Origin of the sequence: Streptomyces lincolnensis (assembly GCF_021173675.1) — a bacterium.
In the GTDB taxonomy this organism is placed as follows: Bacteria; Actinomycetota; Actinomycetes; order Streptomycetales; family Streptomycetaceae; genus Streptomyces; species Streptomyces lincolnensis_B.
This window is the reverse complement of the sequence record NZ_JAIHON010000006.1, coordinates 403,926-425,252: the sequence shown is the minus strand read 5'-3', so window position 1 is coordinate 425,252 and position 21,327 is coordinate 403,926. Positions and strand designations below refer to the sequence as shown.

The window sequence follows — 21,327 nt, the reverse complement described above, 5'->3', positions numbered from 1 at the left end:
CCACGCCAGCCCTTCGGGGAAAACGCCGGGGTCGTGGCGTACGCCGTCAGGGTCGCCGGTCCGCCGGGTGGTACACGGCGAGGGACCAGATCACGAAGAAGTTGACGGCGATCATGATCACCGACCAGACCGGTTCGTAGGGCAGGAACAGGAACTGGGCGACCATGCTCAGCGAGGCCAGGAAGATACCGGTCGTCCGGGCCCAGTCGGCGCCCTTGAGGATGCCCGCTCCGGTGACGGCGGCGACCACGCCCAGGCAGAGCAGGATGACGCCCCGCCCGGTGAGGTTGATCTTGTAGACGTAGTCCCCGACACTGGCCCAGACGTCGTCCTCGGCGAGCGCGGAGATCCCCTGGAAGATCGCCAGGACGCCGTTCATCAGCATCAGCACCCCGGCGAAGACGACTCCGCCCGCGGCCCAGGCGGTCTCGGTGGGCGTGGGCGCGTAGCCGTACTCGCTCCTCCCGGACTCCCGGCCGGGCGTCCGGCGGGTGTCGTCCTGGGTCGGCGGCGGCGTGGCGTGCGGCGGCGTGGCGTGCGGCGGTGTGGCGTGCGGCTGCTGGGTCATCGCGGATCCCGTTCCTGTGTGTGGTGCATGTGGCCGGAGATGCGCTTCGACCTTCGGGCGGGGTGGGGGCCCTCGCCAGGAGAGTGACCCGTTCGGGTGACGGGGAGCGCTCGGCATGCGGGGGTCCGCTCGCGGTCCTTCACTGGAAGGAGCGGGGAGGGCACCGGGACGACGCCACGGACGAGACGAGGGGCGGGCCTGATGGGTGAGAGCGATGACTGAGACACCACCCGCCTGCACCGAGCAGGACCACGCCGTACGAATGGACCGCGCCGCCCGGGAGGCGGCCGTCGTGGGGCTGGCGGGGCTGCTGGCGACACCCGGCCCCGACCTGGTGTGGCTGTGCGGCTACCGGCCGGCGGCGGCCACCGAACACCTCACCCTGCTCGTCCTGACCGCCGACTCCGAGCCCCGGCTGCTCGTCCCCGCGTCGGAGCGCCCGGACGCGGAGGAGGCGCCGGGCGCGGTGCGGATCTCCGCGTGGAAGGACGGCCAGGATCCCTACGCGGCGGCCGCGGGCCTGCTCCGCCCGCACGGCCGCTACGGCGTCTCCGACTCGACCTGGGCGCTGCATCTGCTGGGCCTCCAGGAGGCGCTGCCGCTGACCACGTACCGGCCGCTGAGCACCGCGCTGCCGTTGCTCCGGGTGGTCAAGGACGAGCACGAGGTGGCCCGGCTCGCGGCGGCCGGAGCGGCGGCGGACGCGACGTACGACGACATCCTCTCCGTACGGTTCGCCGGGCGCCGTGAGACGGACGTGGCCGCCGACCTCGACCGGCTGCTGCGCGAACACGGCCACAGCCGGGTCGACTTCACGGTGGTCGGCTCCGGTCCCGACGGCGCGGACCCGCACCACCGCACCGGCGAACGCGCCATCGCCGTCGGCGACATGGTCGTCCTGGCCTTCGGCGGCCTGCAGGACGGCTACGGCTCCCGCACCGCCCGCACGGTCCACGTGGGCGAGCCCACCGCCGAGGAGCGCCGGGTGCACGAGGTCGTCCAGGACGCCCAGCAGGCGGCGTTCGAGGCGGTGCGTCCCGACGTGCCGTGCCGGGACATCGACCGGGCGGCCCGCGCGGTGATCACCGACGCCGGGTACGGCGACCGCGCCGACCCCCGCACCGGGCACGGCATCGGCGTCACCACCCACGAGCCGCCCGACCTGACCGACGCCGAGGACCTGCCCCTCCTGCCCGGCATGTGCTTCGCCGTCGGGGCGGGCATCCACCTCCCCGGCCGCTTCGGCGTCCGCGTCGAGGACGTCGTGACGTGCACGGAGACGGGCGGACGGCGCCTGAACGGCGCCTCGCGGCAGATGGCGATCGTTACCTGAGCCCTCGGCGGTCACCCTCGCGTCATCACTGCTCGGAGCGAGAGCCGTCCTGCTCTGGGCGAGAGCCGCCCTGCTCTGGGCGAGAGCCGTCCTGCTCTGGGCGAGAGCCGTCCTGCTCTGGGCTTCCGCCACGTCGGGGAGCCTGGTGTGACACAGGCCACATTCGGCCCCTGTCACAACGGCCCCCCGCCATTCCGTCAAAGGGGTGTAGCGAACAGCAACGACGACACAGGAGTCCACGATGGAAGCTCGCCTGAACCTCCTCGGCAACCCGCTCGCCGGCAAGATCGTCAAGCACCTCGTGGGCGCGGGCCGGGCGGTCCTCGAATCGGAACTTCCGGTCTCGACCCAGGAGTTGGTGAAGCTGCGGGCCAGCCAGATCAACGGCTGCGGCTTCTGCACGGACATGCACACCAAGGACGCGGTGGCCGCGGGCGAGTCCCACCAGCGTCTGCACCTGGTCGCGGCCTGGCGGGAGGCCACGGTCTTCACCGACGCCGAACGCGCCGCGCTGGAACTGACGGAAGAGGCCACCCGTATCGCCGACGGCGCCGGCGGTGTCCCGGACGAGGTGTGGGAGCGGGCCGCCAAGCACTACGACGAGGACCAGCTCGTCGCCCTGGTGACCACGATCGCCCTCATCAACGCCTTCAACCGCATGAACGTCGCCATCCAGCAGCCCGCCGGCGACTACCAGCCCGGCCAATTCGGCTGACCCACACCCCGCCGCCTCCCCCGGCGGCCGCAACTCCCGCCCCGGGAACCGCCGTCACGGCTTCCCGGGGCTCAACGCGCTCGCTCGTAGCGCTGACCCCGCCGAGGCCGGCCGTAGCCCCGTCACACGAGGCCGGCCGTAGCCCCGTCACAACTCGGCGGTGCCCCACTCCCCCACCACCGCCTCGTCGCCCACCGACACCTTGCCGGACCGCAGGACCGCGAACTTCGCGCCGAAGACGACACCGCCGCTCTCGCGCGAGCGCCGGTAGCGCGCCAGGGTGCGCAGCGGCTCGGGGCCGGTCCGCAGGCCGGTCTCCTGGTCGACGACGGTGACCGCGCAGCGCACGGCGAGCTTGGCGTAGCCGAGTTCGGCGCCGCCGAGGGTGAGGTGGAGGGCGCGGTCCTCGGTGTGGGGCTCGTCCCAGCCGCCGATGACGATGTTGGGGCGGAAGCGGTCCATGGGGAGCGCGGGCGCGCCCTGCTCGCCGAGCCGCAGGTTCAGCAGGTCGAGGCTGGCACGGGAGACGACGAGCAGCGGACAGCTGTCGGCGTAGCCGGAGGTGCCGGGGGTGCGGCCGTCGGTGACCCGGTGGTGCTCCGGCGGCACCCGCACCAGCCGGCTCGGCTCCCCCAGCACGTCCGTCAGCCACGCGGCCACCTCGTCGCCCTGGTCGATGCCCCGGAACGGGTTCCCGAACAGCGTCACGTCCCGCCGCGCCCCGCTGACGTCCACCGTCACGGACACCTCGCCCGCCCCCGGCGCCCGCAGCACCAGCCGCCCGCCGTCCTCCTCCACCTCCGGCGCGATCAGCGCCAGCCGAGGGTGCCGACGCTGGGTGCGGTAGACCCCGTCCTCGCTCACGACCATGAAGCTCCGGTCGTGCGCCAGGCCCGCGGCCCCGACCTCCGCCTCCACGACCGTGATCCCCGCGCACCCCTTCACCGGGTAGTACGTCAACTCCACGACTGCGGCCACGCCGCCCCCCCTCGTCACCGGACACATCTCTTCCCCGAGTCCCCCGGGCTCCCCAATTCCCCCGAGCTCCCCGACTCCCCCGAGCTCCCCGACTCCCCCGGGTTCTCCGAGTCCCCAACGTCCCCGATTTTCTTGAGTCTGGGAGAGGAACTCAGGTGGTGACGCCCGGGTCGGCGGATTTTTTACCGAAGTCATCGAGTCCCACGGCCCTCTCATCCGTACTCCTGTCCGTCAGACCCGCCGAGCCGGCGGACCCCCGACCGGGCAGGAGGCAAGGTGCGCTTTTCACGGAACGCGATGGGAACCCTTTTCGTGGGCGGGGCCCTCACGCTGACGCTGGGCGCGCTCGCCTACCCATCGATGCTCGGGCTGGACACCGTCTCCAACGCGCAGGACAGAGTGATCGCCCAGACGCAGTGGGGGCCGCTGACCGAGCAGGACCGTGCCTTCGTGGTCGCTGTGCGCGCGGCCGGGCTGTGGGAGTACCCCCTGGGCCAGATCGGTCTGAAGAAGGGGACGGCCCCGGAGGTCAAGACCGCCTCCGAGCACCTCGTCGACGGACACGCGGCACTGGACGCCAGCTGCCGGAAGGTCGCCCCGATGCTGAACATCACCCTGCCGAACGTGGCGAGCCCGCAGCAGCTGGCCTTCGTGAACCAGATCGACTCCTCGCCGACCGGCAACGCCTTCGACTCCAACTTCGCCAACATCCTGCGTGTGACGCACGGTTCGATCTTCAACACGATCGCGAAGATCCGCTCCACCACCAAGAACTCGCTGGTGCGGCAACTGGCCGACCAGGCCAACAACACGGTGCTGGACCACATCACGGTCATGGAGAAGACCGGCCTGGTCAACTTCGACCAGGCCCTCTTCCAGCAGACCACCCCGCCGAAGCTGCCCAAGGAGGACATGACCCCGCCCCCGCCGCAGCCCGGCGAGCCGATGGTCGTCCTCACCCCGCCGCCGACCGCGACCGCGACGCCCACCATCACGCCGTAGGCGTCAGGGCGCCAGCCACACGGTGGTGTCCGCCCCGAGCCGCCCGTCCTCCAACGGGCGGCTGGTCAGCAGCACTTCACCCGCCGGCAGCGGTACGGCCGTCCCCGACAGGTTGGCCACACACCGCCAGCCGTCGTGCCGGCTGAAGTCCAGAACGCCGTCCGGGCTGCCGTCCGCCCAGGTCAGGGACTCCCCCTCCAACAGCTTCCGGCGCAGCCGCAGGGCCGTGCGGTAGAACTCCAGGGTCGAGCCCGCCACCCCGTCCTGGGCCTGGACGGCGTACCCCGCGAAGCTCTCCGGCTGCGGCAGCCACGCCCCCGCCGCCCCGAAGCCGTACGACGGCCCCGTGCTCGTCCACGGCAGCGGCACCCGGCACCCGTCGCGCCCCTTGCGCACCCGCCCCGTCTGCTCCCAGATCGGATCCTGAAGCACCTCCACGGGCAGATCGGCGACCTCGGGCAGACCCAGCTCCTCGCCCTGATAGACGTACGACGATCCCGGCAGCGCCAGCATGAGCAGCGTGGCGGCGCGGGCCCGCCGTAGCCCCGCTTCCTCGTCCACGGCCGGGGCGTGGCCGCCGGACAGCAGCCAGGCGTTCTGGTCCGTGCCCGGCGGGAGCATGAGCCGGGAGGTGTGCCGTACGACGTCGTGGTTGGACAGCACCCAGGTCGCGGAGGCGCCGGCCGCGCGGGCGGTGGCGAGCGAGTCGACGATCACCTGGCGCAGTTCGGCCGCGTCCCAACCAGCCTCCAGATACTCGAAGTTGAAGGCCTGGCCGAGCTCGTCCGGGCGGGCGTACAGCGCGCGCCGGGCGCCCGGCACCCAGGCCTCGGCGACCGCCGTACGCGGTGGGCGGTAGGAGTCGAGGATCCGGCGCCAGTCGCGGTAGATCTCGTGGACCTCGTCACGGTCGTAGAAGGGATGGCTGCCCGGCGGCAGGTGCCGCAGGGCCTCCTCCGCCACGCCCGGGAGGTCGCCGAGGTCGCGCAGCGGCTCGCTCAGGTCCTTGGCGAGCGCGTGCGCCACGTCGACCCGGAAGCCGTCGACGCCACGGTCGGACCAGAAGCGCAGGGTGGTGCGGAAGTCGGCGCGGACCTCCTCGTGCGCCCAGTTCAGGTCGGGCTGCTCGGGGGCGAAGAGGTGCAGGTACCACTGCCCGTCCGGCACCCGCCGCCAGGCGCTGCCGCCGAAGACGGACTGCCAGTCGGTGGGCGGCAGTTCACCGTGCGCGCCCCGGCCGTCACGGAAGACGTACCGCTCGCGCGCGGCCGATCCGGGCCCGGCGGCGAGGGCCTCCTGGAACCACGCGTGCTGGTGCGAGGTGTGGTTGGGCACCAGGTCGACGATCACCTTCAGCCCCAGCCGGTGCGCCTCCACGACCATCGCGTCGAAGTCGCCGAGCGTACCCAGCCGTGGGTCCACGTCCCGGTAGTCGGCGACGTCGTACCCGCCGTCGGCGAGCTCGGACGGATAGAACGGGCTGAGCCACAGGGCGTCCACGCCGAGGGCGGCGAGATGGCTCAGCCGCGCGGTGATCCCCTTGATGTCCCCCAGTCCGTCACCGTCGGCGTCGGCGAAGCTGCGGGGGTAGACCTGGTAGACGACGGCCTGGCGCCACCAGTTGGGGTCGCGGGAGGAGAGGTCGGGGGAGGAGAGGTCGGGGGAGGGGAGGTCGGGGTGCGGGTCGGTCACGGGTCTCCCTCGGAGCTGCGATCGAAGGCAGTCAGGTATCTGTCCACATCGGTATCTGTCCACCTTGCCGGGAAAGCGAACTCGAACGCCGTCCGGAGCGGTTCATTCCCCATGTGACGAAATTGTGATGGAGTCTTGAACTCCCTCTGTATCTCCGCAGGTTGACAGTGTTCTGACCAAAGATCCACGATGTCGGAACACTGTGGCGCATGTGACCAATGAGCCACGTGTTTCTGTGGCACCCTCGCCACCCCTCACACCTCCGAATGGGATCCGCATGTCCATAGCTAGACGTGTCACCGCGCGCCGCCTGCTGGGGACGGGCGCCGCGGCACTCGTCCTCTGTGCCGTCTCCGCCCCCACCTCCTGGGCGACCGGCACCCCAGGCGGCGACGGCTGGAAGTCGGGCGGCCACTACAAGCCGGGAACGGGCGCGGGCACGGAGACCGTGACCGACCGCTGCCAGTTCTCCCTGGACGGCTCGAACTTCTACGACTCGGTCAAGGTCGACGACCAGAACCTGAAGCCCACCGACGACGGCAAGGTCCACATCAAGGTCCGCACCGCCGGTGACGCCTCCACCTGCACCGCCTCGCTCGCCTCCTACATCGCCCACGGCCCGACCTTCGCCACCTCGGGCGAGCAGGTCTTCGTCGACTTCGACACCGTGACCGTCAAGCCCGGCCAGACCGACTCGCTCGACATCTCCGTCCCCGACGCCGGCTGCTACGCGCAGATCGACCTCTACCGCGGCGCCGTGAAGTTCGACGGCAAGCTCGACGCGCAGGACGGCTTCCAGCACGGCGACCTCCCCAAGGGCCCGGACCGCCCGGTCATCAAGGACAAGCTGATCGCGGCCTGGAACGGCGGAACCAAGTTCTGCGCCCCCGCGGAGACGCCCCCGGCCTCCACCCCGCCGGCCACGACCCCGCCGCCCGCCTCGGAGACCACCCCGCCGGCCTCGGAAACGCCCCCGCCCGCCTCCGAAACCACGCCCCCGGCCGACGAGACCACCCCGCCGGCCTCGGAGACCCCCTCCACCCCGACCCCCTCCACCACCCCGCCGGCCCCCGGCCCGAACGGCGGCGGCGGCGACCTCGCCGAAACCGGCGCCAACAGCTCCACCGGCCCGATCGCCATCGGCGCGGCCGTGCTCCTCGCGGGCGGCGCGGGCATCGTGGTGATGACGCGACGCCGGAAGGCGACGCGGTCCTGACGGCCGTAGCCCTGACTGACGCGTACTGAGTCTTCCTAGCCCTGGGGGCCACCCGCCGATCGTGATGCGGGCGGCCCCTTCGGTGTCACGGTTGGCTGGATCCGTCCCCTACCTGTCGGCGGACGGAATGTTCGCTGTCACAGCTGCTAGCTACAGTTACCCCTGAATCGTCGACTGCTGATGATGTACGGGGAGGGTCAGCGTGCTACCGAGCGAGGACGGATCGTCGTCGGACACGTCGTCGTGGATGTCCGGGATCTTCGACGCGGCTCGGACCGCTGCCGCGGCCGCCAACGAAGTCGCGGTGGAGTACGCGTCCTTCACCAAGTTCCAGGCCCGCGTCGACGAACTGATCCGTGACCTCAAGGGCTCTCCCGCGGGCCCCGACAAGCTCGGCCAGGAGCAGCTCGTCCGCCACCAGCTCGGCGGCGGCGAGGGCGCGTGGGCGGAGGCGGCCGGCCTGCACGGCGCGTACGAGACGGTGATCACGGAACTGGAGACGCTCTCGAAGCTCCTGTCCGACTCCATGGAGGGCATGAGCATCGCCGTCCTCGCCTCCCACAAGGGCTACCAGAACATCGACACGGACGTTCGCGACCGCATGGTCGCGATCAGTACCGAGACGACCAAGCACTACGGCGGGGCGTACGACCCCGAGGTCGCGCGCACAGGCAGCGCGAACGGCGCCGGTACGGCGGGTACACCCGGTACGGCGGATGCGCCGAAGGCCCCGTCCGGTGGCGACGCGGGAGGCTCGATCTGATGCCGACCCAAGGCCCCGGTGGCAGCACCTCCTTCGAGAACATGAGCCACGAACAGATGCTGGCGTGGCTCGACCAGGCCAACGCGGGCACGGTCCAGGCCGCGGCCGACCGCCTGATCGCGGCAGCCAAGGAGATCCGCAAGATCGCCGACGAGCTGAAGGTCCGCCCCCAGTACGTGGAATGGAAGGGCGACGGCGCCGACGCCTTCCGCACCTGGACCGGCGACCTCGCCAACTCCACGTTGCGCCTCGGCGACTTCAGCGAGGACGCGGCGAAGTGGCTGGGCCAGGCATCGGGAGCGATCGCGGCGGCCCAGGCATCCATTCCCCGCGACATGCCGAGCGCGACAGCCAACCTCGCCGCCGCGAACTCCGCCCGCAACGATCCGGACGCGGCAGCGGTGAGCGCCAAGTCCCGTAGCGAACTGGAAGCCCTGGCGGCGAACCGGGAGAAGGTGCGTCTGGAGGCTGCCGCGCAGATGCGGAAGCTGGGGCAGTCGTATCAGGTGTCGTCTGCGCAGATGGGGGCGCTGGAGAGGCCTAAGTTTCCGCCGCCGCCGGCGGCGTTCGTCCCGTCGGGGGGCGATAGACGCAGCGGGATGGAGGCCACAGCCCGCCCAGGCGTCTCAGGGCAGCAGGCATCCCCATCGGTAAACGCTCCGATCTCGCACACACGGTCCGGCGTTCCCGACCCTCGGCAGTCGTCAGGCGTGCCCTCACCTGAACGCCGTCCGCAGGTGGACGTGGACCAACCCACGCGGATGAGCATCGACTCGGTCGACACGTTGCTTCCCCGTGCGCCGGGCCCGCATGCCGTGGCGGACCCCCTGCCTGGCCCGGACCAGCTGAAAGGCGGTCCGACGCCTCAGACCGGCACTGCTCCTCCCGTGTTCGGCACCCCGGTCAACGGCCCGGCGGGGCAGGGTCGTTCCCCTGCCACGGGACGGATGCCCTTCCCACCCGGGCAAAGCGCGACGTCCAACCCCTCACGCATGCCCGCGGTTGGCGGCGGAAGCGGCAACGGCATCGTCGGTGGCCGCCCTGTACCCCAGTCCCCGGGCAAGTCGATGGGCATCCCGCGCGGAACCGTCGTAGGCGGCGAAGGGACAGCCCCACGCGGCCCGATGGGCCAGACCGCCGGATCAACCAATCCAGGCGGCCGGGTGATGGGCCAGACGGGCCAAACGCCTGGTCGTCGGCCTTCGGTCTCGAACGGTGGCGTCGTCGGCGGCCGACCACTCCCGAACGACGGCGTGGCCAATGCCCGCCCCCAGCAGCCGGGACGTACGGGAGCAACAGGAGCCAGACCCGGCACCCCCGGGGCCCCCGGCACCGCGGCCGGACCCGGCACGGCGGGCCGAGGTGTCGTAGGCAGTACGCCCGGCACGGGACGCCACAGCGAGGGACACGGTACCGGCGGAACCGGGGCCTCTCACCAGAACCCCGCGAGGAGAACAAGCGGCGGCAACGGGCGCCCCTATGGCGTGGTCGAGGACGAGGAGACCTGGCGGCAGGGCACGCGCCCAGCTGTACCACCGGTCATCGACCGTCGTACTCAGGAATAGGTCCACCCAGGAACAGCAGGATCAGAGAGAGCGACGTTCATGCGCACCAGCAGCACTCGATACGGAGGCCGCCGTGCCGCGGCAGCGGCGGCCCTCGGCCTGCTGCTGGTGGGCTCGGGCACACCGGCCCAGGCGTCGACCCGCGAGGAGCAGTGGTTCCTCGACGCCATGAAGGCCGAGCAAATGTGGAAGACCAGCACCGGCGAGGGCATCACGGTCGCCGTCGTCGACAGCGGCGTCGACCCGGACAACCCCGATCTGAAGGGGCGCGTCCTGTCCGGCAAGAACTTCGCACCGGACCAGCCGGGCGATGAGCACACCGACTACGACGGCCACGGCACAGGCATGGCCGGTCTGATCGCCGGTACCGGCGCGTACGGTGGCGGTCAGGGCGCCTTCGGTCTCGCCCCCGGCGTGAAGATCCTCCCGATCCGCATGCCCGATTCCGATAGTTCGGCCAACCAAGCGGAAGCGGACAAGCAGTTCGACAAAGTCGCCCCGGAAGCCATCCGCTATGCCGCAGACGCGGGCGCACAGGTCATCAACATCTCCCTGGGACACACGACGGGTTCACCTCAGCTGACAGATGCGGTCAAGTACGCCCTGACCAAAGGCTCACTGATCTTCGCGGCTGTCGGAAACAGCGGAACCACCACCAATCAGGTCGAGTACCCGGCCGCCACACCAGGAGTAGTAGGTGTGGCAGCGGTCGGCAGAGACCTCCGCAGAACCGCCGAGTCGGAGTACGGGCCCCAGGTCGACATGGCCGCACCCGGCGAGGACATGCTCCACGCCTGCGGAAGCAAGACCGGTCTGTGTGAGAGTCACGGCACCAGCGACGCCACCGCCCTCGCCTCCGCCAGCGCCGCCCTCATCTGGTCCAAGCACCCCACCTGGACCAACAACCAGGTCCTCCGCGTCATGCTGAACACCATCGGCGCCCCCACGGACGGCAAGAAGCGCAACGACGCCATCGGCTACGGCATCGTCCGCCCCCGCATCGCCTTGCAGAACCCGGGCGATCCCGGCCCGGCTGATGTCTATCCCCTTCCCGACCTGAAGGCCGACTCCTCACGCGTGCCGACCCCAGCGACCTCCGCGAATGAGCGCTCAGACGGCACGGAAACTGCGGGAAGTCAGGAAAGCCCAGATGCCACGGTCTCCTCGTCGAAGGACGGCAGCAGCACTCTCTGGATCGCGCTGGGTTCAGGCGGTATCGCCCTGGCCGGAGGAACAATCGCACTGCTTGTGCGCAGCCGCCGTAGACCATCAAGCGCTCCGCTGCCGCCAGCTACTTCAGGTCAATTCGGCTACCCAGGACCAGGATTCATCCCACCCCCTGACCCGCCGGGTGGTGGATACCCGCCCCGTCAAGGGCCAGGTGCCGGGTGAAGCGAGCACACGGTTCTTCAGTGCCATATGAAAGCGACGAGAAAACCTGGCAGAGGCTAAGTGGCACACGTTGATCCTCCCAGGAGGATGGCCTGACGCTTGGCAACCACCTCACGACGTAAAAACCAACACGGGGAGGAAACACGCATGGCGTGGGAGGAGTGGGACGAGCTCAAAGCATCGGCGGCGGAGCGGCATTCCACGCAGATGCAGCTCAATCAGCTCCCAGCTGATCAGGGAGGAAACGCAACTCAAGGTGATCTCACGGCTGACCACGCGGACCTTGAGGCAGTTGGCAAAGCAGCCCATGACCTGTTCGACGATTTCCAACACCACAGCGGTCACGCACGTGTCGCATCGGTGTCAGCTGCTGGCGGGCTGAAGGGTGAGGGCTTCGCGCTGGGAGCCGCTCTTGAGCACGTCGCTGAACGGTGGAGCGAGCAGACAAAGACTCTGTTGGACGCCTGCGCACACATCTCGAACCACCTGCGATTCACCAAGAACCAGCATGCGGCCGACGAGACGTACATCGCCGGTGCTGTCAGCAAGATTGCCTTGCTGGATTCCGGCTTCGACGACCGGAAGGACAACTGACTCCGATGGACCTCGACGCACTCCGATTCGGCAACTTCTCCAGGCTGGGTGAGGCGATCACCGACTGGGAGCAGATGACGAAGAAACTCGCCGACCTTAAGAGGGACGCGGAGAACAACCTGAAGAACAAGGCAGTTAGGGCCAAGTGGTCCGGGGTAAACGCCAACGTCACTCGCGAATTCGTCGACAAGACTGCGGCAGAGTTCGCTGACGCTCATACCCAGGCCGACTCCATCGCTAAGATCCTCAAGGACACCCGAAGCGAGCTCATCGACTACCGCACGCAGTTGAACGACGCCATCGAGCGCGGTGCTAGGCATCAACTGACAGTGGTGGACACCGGCGATGGCACGTTCATGGTCAGCACGAGCCACCGCCCTGACTGGTCGTCCGATCCCAGCGGAAACACCATGGCCGGAGATCAGAGGGCGGCCGAGACACTCCGCGACGACATCACTCGCATCCTTGGCAAGGCTACCGAGAGTGACAATAGCGCGGCGAAAGTTCTCAAACTGCTCGTCGACCAGGCCAAGTACGGTTTCTCTGATGCCAAGTATGGGGATCGCGACTCTGCGGCCAGGGCAGTTGCAGCCGCAGAGAAGCTGGCGAAGATGGCCAAGGATCCGGACAAGATGACCCTCGACGAGATCGCCGACTTTAACCGGACGATGGCGATGTACCGCGACGACTCTCTGTTCTCAGAGCAGTTCGCGAGAGGGCTCGGACCCAAGGGGACGCTCCAGTTCTGGACCGAGATGGCCCACGCGCACGCCGGCGCCCGTGGCTCGGAGCTTGAGGCGATGAAGAGCTTGCAGAAAAACCTGGGTCTAACCTTGGCGACCGCATCCTTCTCGGATTCAGAGGCAATGCAAGAGTGGAAGAAGAACCTTATTGCAGAGAGCAATACAAACTTCCGCGCCAGCACGTCACTCAGCCCGATCGGCGCCCTTGGCTCCCAGGTGATAAGTAGCCTCATGCGCCAGGGCCAGTACGACACCGAGTTCCTTGACAACTACCGAGATAAGCTCTTCAAAGCCGACAAGGGTGCAGGGGAATCAAACACCGATGCCCTGTGGGTGAAGGGATACGATGGTGTGGACCTCGTTTTCGGTGATGGCAACGGACGAGATCCACTGGAAGGGCTCTTCGTTGGGCTTTCCCATAATCCTGAGGCTGCGGTGCACGCCTTCGAGTCCAAGTCAGATCTGGACCACATGCTGGAAACTACCAAGTACACGGATCGAGGTCCAGCATTGGGGCACGCTCTGGAAGCCGCAGTTACTGGTGTGGTAGTGGGCGACTCGACGGCCGTTGCGCTACCGCACAGCGAAGAGCAAGTTGCGATCATGGCGAACATTACACACGCGATCGCACAGCCCGACGGGGGTGCAGGACTCGTGACCAAGGGGATGGGTGAGAGCTTCGGGCACATGGCGGCTTCGTATATGCCGGAGATCAGCCTTGAGATGGCCGGCAAGGGCGCAGAATCGATCTTTATCACTGATAGTGCAGCCCCTGACGGCTTGAATAAGGCTGACGTCACAAGGTTCTTGTACGAAGTATCCAGAGACAATGATGGAAGAGCAGCCATCATCTATGGAGAGAGTATCTACACCAGCAGCCTCCTCGAAGCTCATATCGCCGATCCTTCGCTCTACGACGGCAATACTTCCGATGCTATCCGCGCTGTCGCAGAAAATGCTGGCGTCATCGAAGGTGTCGTCGGCCATTCAGTAGCAGACGCCGAAATTGAAAATTCTACACAGGCAGAAAAAGACTACAACGACTCGATCAAAAGTCAGGGAGATTTCTTCAAAACTGTCATTTCTACCGGTGTCGGTGTCGGCTCCGTGGCCCTCGTTCCCGCCACACCGGCGGGTGCCATTACCAGCGCTGCGGTCGGCGGCTTCTTCGGGGGAGTTTCAGGAATGGCGATTGACCGACTAATGGAAGGGAAAGAGATCGATGGCGCACTGGATGACGCACTTTACCGGACCGGCCAAGACCTCAACAAAGCCCAGGATTCCGCACTTCAGCAGACTCAGTGGGCTGCCACTGATGCAATCGCCGCACATAATTCAGATCTCAAGGAAGAGGCGACGCAGAATCTGATTCGCGAGTCACTAAATTCTGGATGGTCACGCAGTGATCAGATTTTGGAAGATATTCACGCAAGGCCGAGCGCTTAATCTGAAATGGATGACGTGGTGAGAGAGAAGATTCCCGTAGGGAAGCGTACATTGATCGTCACCACCGCTGCGTTCGCTCTTGCAGTTGGAGGAGCCCTTGGTTACCTTGAAATCTTCACGAAGGGGCTCGATCGACTACCGGAACGGCCTTGCGACGGTGCCGTGGCGCGAAGCACAGTGAAGAGTATCCTTCCTGACGCACGATCAGCCAAGGACCGAGGCACAGGCACCAGCCCGGGCAAGGACTTCACCTTCTTTTGTCGAGTGTTGACGAGCGACGATCACATCGTTTCGGGGGAATCAGATGTGCAGGACGCGAGCACTGAGACCTGGTTCTCGGGATACGAGCAGGAGTCTGGAGAGACTTACGGTGAAATCCGGCGAGGCTCCAAGGACGATATGGAGACCCTCACACTTGACCGGCTGGCCTCCGTCTACGTCGCCTGCACACCGCCCGACGCTAACGCCGATGACGCACTACAACGCTACGCGTTGATCACGGAAGTCAGGGTCGTCGGCGGCAGTCGGGTACATGGGAACGATCTGCGGAAGGCACTGACCGATTTTGCGGTTCAGCTGACAGACCATGCGTACAAAGTCGGCAAGTGTCGCACTAGGTGATCTCATGGGCCAGGTGATCACGAGATCGAAGCTACCCCGAACATCGCGTAGGCCGGCAACGAAGTCTTGGAAGACACCGACACAGCGCAGCGCTCATAAACCTTCGAGTCCCGCGCTGAAGTGGATGGCTTCCGAATGACACCCCGCACACTCGTTACTCTCGCCGCCGCTGCATCTGCTCTTGAACCATGTCGCTGCAGTAGGTTGGGCCGAAGGCTCACTGTGCCGAAGTGATGCCTGTGATGAAAGCGACAGCTGAAGCCATCGGGCGCCCGCGAACAGGCCGACACTTGTCGTGAGTCTGCGGCACAGTCTCAGTCCTCCTGAGTCGCCCCATGGGGTGGTGGGGGCGGAGGCGGCGGGACCACCGGGCGGGGCGGAACCCGGGGCCGGGGCGGAGCCACCGGGGAAGGTGGTGGGGGTGGTGTCGGCGGGCGGCTGGGCTGTCGCGGACGGGGCTGGGACGAGACCGGGGGCGGCGGACCCAGTGGAGGGGGTGGGGGCGGTTCCATCACTGGCAGCAAGGGACCGCCCGCCCTCAACCGGGCAACGCTCAGTTCGGCGCGGCGGCGTGCGTGCGGGAGGTCGTCGCGTTCGAAGAGGAGCCGGACGCCGGAGCGGCCGAGGTTCTGGGTGGCGAGCAGGCGGTAGCCGAGAGCGTGGCCGATCTCCTCGATCCGGCGTTGCCTCGCGGCCGTTGTCAGGCCGGGCAGTAGTTCGACGCGGCCACGGCCGTCAAAACTCGCGCGTATGTCGTCGTCGTTCACACAGGCCTCCTCTCAGATCCCTAAGCGTCGTCGACACCGAACTCATACGCCACTTCCCAGCGCACGTCCGGCACCACGATGTCCGCGGTTTCCACGGGACGGCCATCCGTGTCGTAGTACGTCCGCTCGATCTCCAGCACCAGGGCCCCCACGCTGACGCCCAGCAGATTGGCCTGAGCCTGAGTTGCCCTGGCAGGGCGCGGTACTTCGACCGCCGTTTCGACCCGCACGCCGATGGACTGCATGCGCTCGACCACGCCCATGCCGGCCAGGGGGCCCATTTCGGGCAGCACGATAGGGGTTCCGTCCGTGATGGCCATCGGCTCCCAGGATTCGGAGAGTTGGACCGGCCTGCCGTCCGACAGGAACTCGTACCGAGTGGTTACGCAGAGGTCCCCCGAGCGGATGGCGAGTCGTTCCGCGATGTGTGCCGGGGCGGGGACGCGGGCCTGACTGTGTGATTCCCAGGTCCCGGCCTGCCCCCTCTCCTTCATGTCGGCACGGAAGGGGGATCCGCCTCGGCGTTCGCGGTGCCGTGAGCGGACCATGCGCATCCGCTCGCGCGGCTTTCGGACATACGTACCTGATCCGGCGCGCCCTTCGAGCAACCCTTCGATGATCAAGCGATCCATGGCTCGCTGTGTCACGTTGCGGCCTACGCCGTACTCATCGGCGAGCTGTGCCCTGGAGGGGAGGCGAGACCCCACCGTCCACTCTCCCGCAAGGATCCGAGCGCGCAGGGAGTCGGCCACTTCAAGGTATGGCGCCTCTCGGGGCATGGGCGGCCCTCCGGTTCCTCCGGCGATGCGGCAGGGGTTTCCAACAACATTGACAAGCTACTGCATCAGGTGGAAGCTACTGAAGTAGAACCACTCTCCGTGCTCATCGCGTCACAGGGGGACTTCTTCGTGTGTTCTGCGAAGTCCAAAGCGGTCACATTGGCCGCCCAACTCAGCGTTCTGACAGGGCACACAGCGCTCATCGAAGAGTTCACCGACCGGATCCGCGTCCGGACCGCCCTTCCCGCCCACCTCACTGACACCTGCCGACGCGCCCTCCTCGTCGCGCTCGCCGAGGCCGACCGGTACGGCCATGACGTGACCATGGAGCGCTCGGCCGTCTGGGCCGAAGTCGACGTTGGAGCCGGAGTGGCACAAGAGCCGACAACAGCCTGTCGGGATCGGAGTTGACCACATGTCCTACGCGATCAGTCGTGTACTCCACCGCATCCGCGCCCTCTTCACCCCACGCGGAAAGCACCGCATCAGGGCACTGCCGTCACGCGTGAAGCCGCTGAGAGAACTTGCGGATTCCGTCCACCGCACCGCACCCACTTCGCGCCGAACACCCGCCATCGCCCCAACGGTTCGCCCTTGGTACGAGCCCATCGACGGCGCGGAAAGCCCCCTCGTCCGCCCCTACCTCACCGCGTACGAGCATGAGGAGAAGGCCCGTCTCCAGCGCCTGCGTCGAGACACCCTCTGGTGTGCGGCGTACGGCGTCGACCTCGACACCCGTGACATCCATGCCGTCCTCGGAGGGGCATCATGAACCACGTGAGCGGCGAGGTGAATCACGTACGGCTCCTGCCCTGGACCGGCAGTCAGGGGCAACCCAGCCTGCTTCTCACCGATGGGGACGGAACCGTCTCCCGGCTGGCGGACCGGATCGAGGACGTGCAACTCGGACTGGCGGAACGGCTCCTGGGGCAGGTAGGGAACGTGCTTCCGGCGCGCGGAAGGACCGTCGGCGAACTCGGCGTTTTCGCGTGGCAGTTGGCTGATGCGCTGCACGACGCGCTGCTCATCGCCGATTGCCGGAGAACCCGCCTAAGGACTGGAGAACGCCCCGTCCTCCGACCCGGCGGAGGGCGAAAGAACCAAGGGGAGCCACTCCAGGACCGTGACCGTGCGTGCCCCTTCACCTTGCTCACCCTCCCCGGAGACGACCGCGCCTCCGCCAGCATCGCCCGTCGCCACGTCCGCGACACCACGCGGGCCTGGGGCCTGCCATCCAGCACGACGGACGACCTGGAAACGATCACCGGGGAGCTTGTCGCCAACGCCTTGGAGCACAGCGGGAGTCCGACCGTCACCGTCAGCTGCGCGCTCTCCGCACATGCGGTCGTGATCAGTGTGACCGACGCAGGGACCGGGCCATGCAAGCCGGTGGCATCTGCCGTACCACCACGACCGGAGCAGGAACGCGGACGCGGACTGCTGATCACCGGAGCGCTCGCCGACCGGTGGGGGACACAGCAGGCGGGCGGCGGGCTGACGGTCTGGGCCGAGGTCGGCCTCGACCCGAACGAGGCTCCCGAGCACGGTGATTGAGACGTGGTGCATGTCGATCAACAGCCCAGGGGGCCACGCTCCTTGCGGCGAGCGGACCGGCCGCTGATCGGTGGCCACATCGAAGGAGCCCGCTGAGACGAGAATGCGGCCACCGCGGCCGTGTGAAGTGAGACTCAGCCTCCTCCACCGCCCCGTCGGGATGTGCGGATGCGATGACGCTTCGCTCCCGCCCGTTGCACCTCAACCGTCACCGATATCAGCATCAGTTACCGGGCGGTGCGCGGTGTCGTCAGGCTGTCGGCTACGACGGCGAGCCAGCCGCTCGGTGAATACGGCGCCGGCGGGTCGACCTCCGTGCCCAGTTCGGCGATGGCCAGGGCGTAGTCGGACTCATCGATGTCCAGGGCGAGGAGCTCACGCAGCTCGCCGACCAGCCGCGCGACGACGTGCGGGTCGGTGGTGTCCTGGTAGTCCGCCACGGCGGCCTCGTGGTCGTCGAACTCGTCCGGCATGTCCTGGGAGAACCAGCCGCCGAGGAACTGGCCGAGTTCGGGGAAGCGGGCGTGCCACTCCCAGTGGGTGGCCGGGGTGGCCGGAGGTGGGACCTCGCCCTCCTCCACGCTGTGTTTGATGTGGTCGGCGAGGCAGTACAGCCACTGCTGGATCTCGTGCTCGGGCAGGCCGACGTCCGGGATCGCGTAGAACTCGCCCAGCTTCAGCCGCAGCCGTCCCGGTGGATGGTCGGCGTACTGGCGCACCTGCCGTTCGGCGACGGCGAGCGCCCAGGGGCGGCTGTGCCAGGTCTGCCGCAGGTAGGCGACCAGGGCTTGGCTCGGCTTGTCCGGGGTGTCGTCCGCCGGCTGCCCCGCGTAGGCGCGCAGCACCTGGTCCAGCTCGCCGTAACGGCGGTCGTGTTCGAGAGGGTTCAGAGGCACAGCGGTCGGCCTTCTACAAGTAGACGGGGAAGGTGGCGTGGACGACGAACCCGTGCGGCCGGGAAGCGTCCCGCCTCAGGACCACCCTCGCCGCCCGGACGTCCACCGGCTCCCGCCCGGCCAGCATCATCGCCTGCAACAGCACCCGGCCCACCGGCTCGGACCGGGACGGCCAGGACGCCTCGATGGTCAGACGGGGGCGAGTGGACTGTGCCAGCCAGCGGTGGATGACGTGCTCGTTGGCGGTGACGACCTGTTGGGTGGCCCATTGGGCGGTTTCGCGGTCGGGGTAGGTGGCGGCTCGGGTACGGACGAGGGCGGGCGGGGTGGACTCCGTACCATCAGTGTTGTTCAAGAGAGCCCCCTCAGGTGGCGTCGAAGGACCAGAAGATGCCGAGTTCGGTCTTGGACACCGCGAGCAGACCTACGTCCCAGTCATGTTCGCTGAACGGGTCACAGCCGGTGATGGGGTGGTAGAAGTCCGGCGGGTCACCTGGCCCGTACGACCCGTTGGTGAAGAACTGGGCTGTGGGAGCAGGGAATCGGGCCAGCAGCACCCGAGCCTTCTCCTCGAGCGCGGGGCGACGGGCTTCGAAGTCGGGCTCTTTGGTGACATCCAGCCAGTTGGTCGAGATCGCGACCAGGAGACGCTCCGCCGAGGAGCGAGGAATCTCTGTGAGCCTGGCCCGCCAACCGGAGTCCGTCGGCAAGAAGGGCACAAGCCTGTCAGGCCTCCATTCCTCGTCGTCCTCCTGGTAGAACTCCTGCGACTTCCAGGAACGCGGATCCGACGTCTCCTTGCGGAGGATCGCGGCGGCGTCCAGCACCCAGTCCTGGTGGCGGCGGGGTCCCACAGTGACGATCGAGTACCGCCGCTCGTACATGGTCAGGGCGTCTGCCCAGGAGGCGGGGTCTGGTGCTGTCATCGGCTCTTCCGGGGAGGGTGGATCAGTCGGCGTCGTGAGCATCGCGGAGCTCCAGCCTATTTCGGCATGGAGGTGACCACGGCGAAGGGCGGATTCAGACTGTCGTCGTATCTGAGACGGGTCTGCACGCCGTAGGCGTCGGTCACCGGGATCGCTTGACCGTTGACCACCACGGAGGTACGACCCGTCACCTGAGAGGGGGCCAGAGGATTGTTCGGGTCCGCACGCACCGAGGAGACCTCGAAGACCGGTGATGGCGGAGTGGGCGGCCGGCCGGTCGCCAGCCAGGCATCGATCTCCGCGCTTCTCTGCCGGATGCAGTACTGGGTGTATCTCTGGGCGGAAGCCAGGTCAGGGAAGCTGGAGGCCGCCGGGATGCTGGGGACGCCGGAGCTGTTGGCCTGGTCCCGGAGGCGCTGGAGCAGTTGAGCGTCGGTCTTGCCGACGTGTTTGTCGATGGTGTGGCCGCCACCGAGGTCCTCGGCCATCGCGAGGTCGATCGTGTACTTGTACGGAATCGGGTTTTCCCCGTTCAGGAGCTTGTGCTCCTTCTTGAACTCGTTCATCGACCGTCCGCCGAATGCCTCGGCCCGGGCCTCCTCCGCGAGGAACGTGGGAGCGCTTCTGAGTGCCTCGTCCAGTTCCCAGTCCAGTGCGAGGAGTGCGGTGGCGGCATCGCTGAACTTCTGCTGGTAGATCTCGACAGCCTTGTCCGCCGCTTCTCGATCCATGTGCTCGCGGAAGGTCATCACCAATGTGGAGAATGCGCCGGTGCTACCGCCCTTGAGCAGTTCCAACGCCCCAAGCCCTGCTGTCAGGTCCACCACCATCCCCCTGGCCGCCTCCTTGGCCAGGGCAGTGGTGGTGTCCCGGCAGGTCCGCGCCACCTGGGCCAGATCGTCACAGGTCTTCTGCATGGTGTCAGCGGTGTGGTGCAGCACCTCCAGGATCGGGCGACGCTGCGCGGGCGCGACGTTCCCCGAGGTCTTCCAACTACGTCCGCCCTGATGGGGCGGGGAGATCTGTCCCTGCGCGTCTCGACTACGGCCCCAGGCCGTGGTCCCCCAGATCGACTGGCAGAACGACTTCATCGCGCTCTGCCATTCGTTGTTTCCGTTGGGGTCCGTCATGTAGCGGATGGCGGAAGTGAACTCGTCCCCGGCCTTCAACGCGGTGCTCGCGGCCTCTCTCCATGCGATGGCCATTCCCTTGAGGTCGTCATCGCGAGCGCCCGGTGTGATTTCGTGGGTCTTACCCAGATTCAGGCCGTACTCGATGGCCGGTCGTACGACGTCCGCAAGGAAGTCCGGGATCTCGCCGAGCGCACCTGAGATGGCCCACGAGTCCGCGTCCTCGCCGGTCCCCGACCACTTGATGTCGTTGATCTTCCCGTAATCCGGCTTCCTGTCGATCACGGCGGGAGGCGTACGGCGGGGTGTCGGTCCCTGCATGCGTCGCGCCGCCCAGTCCGCCGCTTGATAGTTGTTGGCGGTGGTGGTCAGGCCGACCGCCACACCGCCGACGCTCACCACGCTGGCCGCCCAGGCCTGGACGAACTTCTCGGCGATCTGCATGTAGACCTTGGCGAAGGAGTCGGGGCCCCATCCCGTGCCCGCCGACTGGCTGTACTGGTTGAGCGCGCTCACCAGTCTGGTCGCGCCCTTGTCGTAGTCGAACTGCCCGTCGCGAATCACCACCGACGCGTAGTACAAGTGCGTCGGTTGTACGTCGAACCCGCCGTTGGCGTCGGGCGCCGTCGGCCTCAGCTGATCTCGTT

Annotated in this window: 19 protein-coding genes; 11 read left to right on the top strand and 8 right to left on the bottom strand. The window is 67.7% G+C overall.

Annotation, left to right across the window (positions count from 1 at the left end):
- Window positions 1-46: 46 nt before the first annotated feature.
- On the bottom strand, window positions 47-568 hold the full coding sequence (locus K4B79_RS19740) for a DUF7144 family membrane protein (RefSeq protein WP_232028109.1): 522 nt from the start codon (window positions 566-568) through the stop codon (window positions 47-49).
- 214 nt (window positions 569-782) lie between these two features.
- Between K4B79_RS19740 and K4B79_RS19735 the strand changes: the two genes are divergently transcribed.
- A complete protein-coding gene (locus K4B79_RS19735; RefSeq protein WP_232028108.1) occupies window positions 783-1,901 on the top strand; it encodes a M24 family metallopeptidase in 1,119 nt (372 codons plus the stop codon).
- A gap of 241 nt (window positions 1,902-2,142) precedes the next feature.
- Window positions 2,143-2,616: a carboxymuconolactone decarboxylase family protein gene (locus K4B79_RS19730; RefSeq protein WP_232028107.1), complete on the top strand. Its 474-nt coding sequence runs from the start codon at window positions 2,143-2,145 to the stop codon at window positions 2,614-2,616.
- Between the two features lie 147 nt (window positions 2,617-2,763).
- Here the strand turns inward: K4B79_RS19730 and K4B79_RS19725 are convergent, their stop codons facing one another.
- Window positions 2,764-3,594 (bottom strand): MOSC domain-containing protein, encoded by an 831-nt coding sequence (locus K4B79_RS19725; protein WP_232028106.1) that lies wholly within the window; start codon window positions 3,592-3,594, stop codon window positions 2,764-2,766.
- 297 nt (window positions 3,595-3,891) lie between these two features.
- On the opposite strand from K4B79_RS19725, the gene K4B79_RS19720 reads away from it, so the two are divergent.
- Window positions 3,892-4,596, top strand: a complete 705-nt coding sequence (locus K4B79_RS19720) for a DUF4142 domain-containing protein (protein ID WP_232028105.1) — start codon at window positions 3,892-3,894, stop codon at window positions 4,594-4,596.
- A 3-nt stretch (window positions 4,597-4,599) separates the two neighbouring features.
- Here K4B79_RS19720 and K4B79_RS19715 read toward each other — a convergent pair whose 3' ends face one another.
- Window positions 4,600-6,288 (bottom strand): glycoside hydrolase family 13 protein, encoded by a 1,689-nt coding sequence (locus K4B79_RS19715; protein WP_232028104.1) that lies wholly within the window; start codon window positions 6,286-6,288, stop codon window positions 4,600-4,602.
- A gap of 277 nt (window positions 6,289-6,565) precedes the next feature.
- Here K4B79_RS19715 and K4B79_RS19710 point away from each other — a divergent pair, with 277 nt between their 5' ends.
- From K4B79_RS19710 to K4B79_RS19680, 7 genes are all read left to right on the top strand, one after another.
- Window positions 6,566-7,504 carry an LAETG motif-containing sortase-dependent surface protein gene (locus tag K4B79_RS19710; RefSeq protein ID WP_232028103.1) on the top strand — a complete coding sequence of 313 codons (939 nt, stop codon included), beginning with the start codon at window positions 6,566-6,568 and terminating at the stop codon, window positions 7,502-7,504.
- 202 nt (window positions 7,505-7,706) lie between these two features.
- Complete coding sequence (locus tag K4B79_RS19705) at window positions 7,707-8,267, top strand: hypothetical protein (RefSeq protein ID WP_232028102.1); 561 nt, start codon at window positions 7,707-7,709, stop codon at window positions 8,265-8,267.
- On the top strand, window positions 8,267-9,832 hold the full coding sequence (locus tag K4B79_RS19700) for a translation initiation factor IF-2 (RefSeq protein WP_232028101.1): 1,566 nt from the start codon (window positions 8,267-8,269) through the stop codon (window positions 9,830-9,832). The genes K4B79_RS19705 and K4B79_RS19700 overlap by 1 nt, the downstream gene beginning before the upstream one ends.
- 39 nt (window positions 9,833-9,871) lie before the next feature.
- Entirely contained in the window at window positions 9,872-11,224 is a 1,353-nt protein-coding gene (gene mycP / locus K4B79_RS19695; protein WP_232028100.1) for a type VII secretion-associated serine protease mycosin, read from the top strand.
- Window positions 11,225-11,371: 147 nt separating this feature from the next.
- The gene (locus tag K4B79_RS19690; RefSeq protein WP_232028099.1) at window positions 11,372-11,818 is read left to right on the top strand and encodes a hypothetical protein; all 447 of its coding nucleotides are present in this window, start codon (window positions 11,372-11,374) and stop codon (window positions 11,816-11,818) included.
- Window positions 11,819-11,823: 5 nt separating this feature from the next.
- Window positions 11,824-14,007: a hypothetical protein gene (locus K4B79_RS19685; protein ID WP_232028098.1), complete on the top strand. Its 2,184-nt coding sequence runs from the start codon at window positions 11,824-11,826 to the stop codon at window positions 14,005-14,007.
- 18 nt (window positions 14,008-14,025) lie between these two features.
- A complete protein-coding gene (locus tag K4B79_RS19680) occupies window positions 14,026-14,628 on the top strand; it encodes a hypothetical protein (RefSeq protein ID WP_232028097.1) in 603 nt (200 codons plus the stop codon).
- Window positions 14,629-15,415: 787 nt separating this feature from the next.
- On the opposite strand, the gene K4B79_RS19675 is transcribed toward K4B79_RS19680, so the two are convergent.
- On the bottom strand, window positions 15,416-16,174 hold the full coding sequence (locus K4B79_RS19675; RefSeq protein ID WP_232028096.1) for a GntR family transcriptional regulator: 759 nt from the start codon (window positions 16,172-16,174) through the stop codon (window positions 15,416-15,418).
- A 777-nt stretch (window positions 16,175-16,951) separates the two neighbouring features.
- Between K4B79_RS19675 and K4B79_RS19670 the strand changes: the two genes are divergently transcribed.
- Window positions 16,952-17,728, top strand: a complete 777-nt coding sequence (locus tag K4B79_RS19670; RefSeq protein ID WP_232028095.1) for an ATP-binding protein — start codon at window positions 16,952-16,954, stop codon at window positions 17,726-17,728.
- 227 nt (window positions 17,729-17,955) lie between these two features.
- Here K4B79_RS19670 and K4B79_RS19665 read toward each other — a convergent pair whose 3' ends face one another.
- Genes K4B79_RS19665 through K4B79_RS19650 form a run of 4 tightly spaced genes read right to left on the bottom strand, consistent with a single transcriptional unit; the run spans window position 17,956 to window position 21,262 of the window.
- Complete coding sequence (locus K4B79_RS19665; RefSeq protein WP_232028094.1) at window positions 17,956-18,624, bottom strand: contact-dependent growth inhibition system immunity protein; 669 nt, start codon at window positions 18,622-18,624, stop codon at window positions 17,956-17,958.
- Window positions 18,625-18,637: 13 nt separating this feature from the next.
- The gene (locus tag K4B79_RS19660) at window positions 18,638-18,979 is read right to left on the bottom strand and encodes an RNase A-like domain-containing protein (protein ID WP_232028093.1); all 342 of its coding nucleotides are present in this window, start codon (window positions 18,977-18,979) and stop codon (window positions 18,638-18,640) included.
- 10 nt (window positions 18,980-18,989) lie between these two features.
- Window positions 18,990-19,550: a hypothetical protein gene (locus tag K4B79_RS19655; protein ID WP_232028092.1), complete on the bottom strand. Its 561-nt coding sequence runs from the start codon at window positions 19,548-19,550 to the stop codon at window positions 18,990-18,992.
- 56 nt (window positions 19,551-19,606) lie between these two features.
- On the bottom strand, window positions 19,607-21,262 hold the full coding sequence (locus K4B79_RS19650) for an RNase A-like domain-containing protein (RefSeq protein WP_232028091.1): 1,656 nt from the start codon (window positions 21,260-21,262) through the stop codon (window positions 19,607-19,609).
- Window positions 21,263-21,327 lie beyond the last annotated feature (65 nt).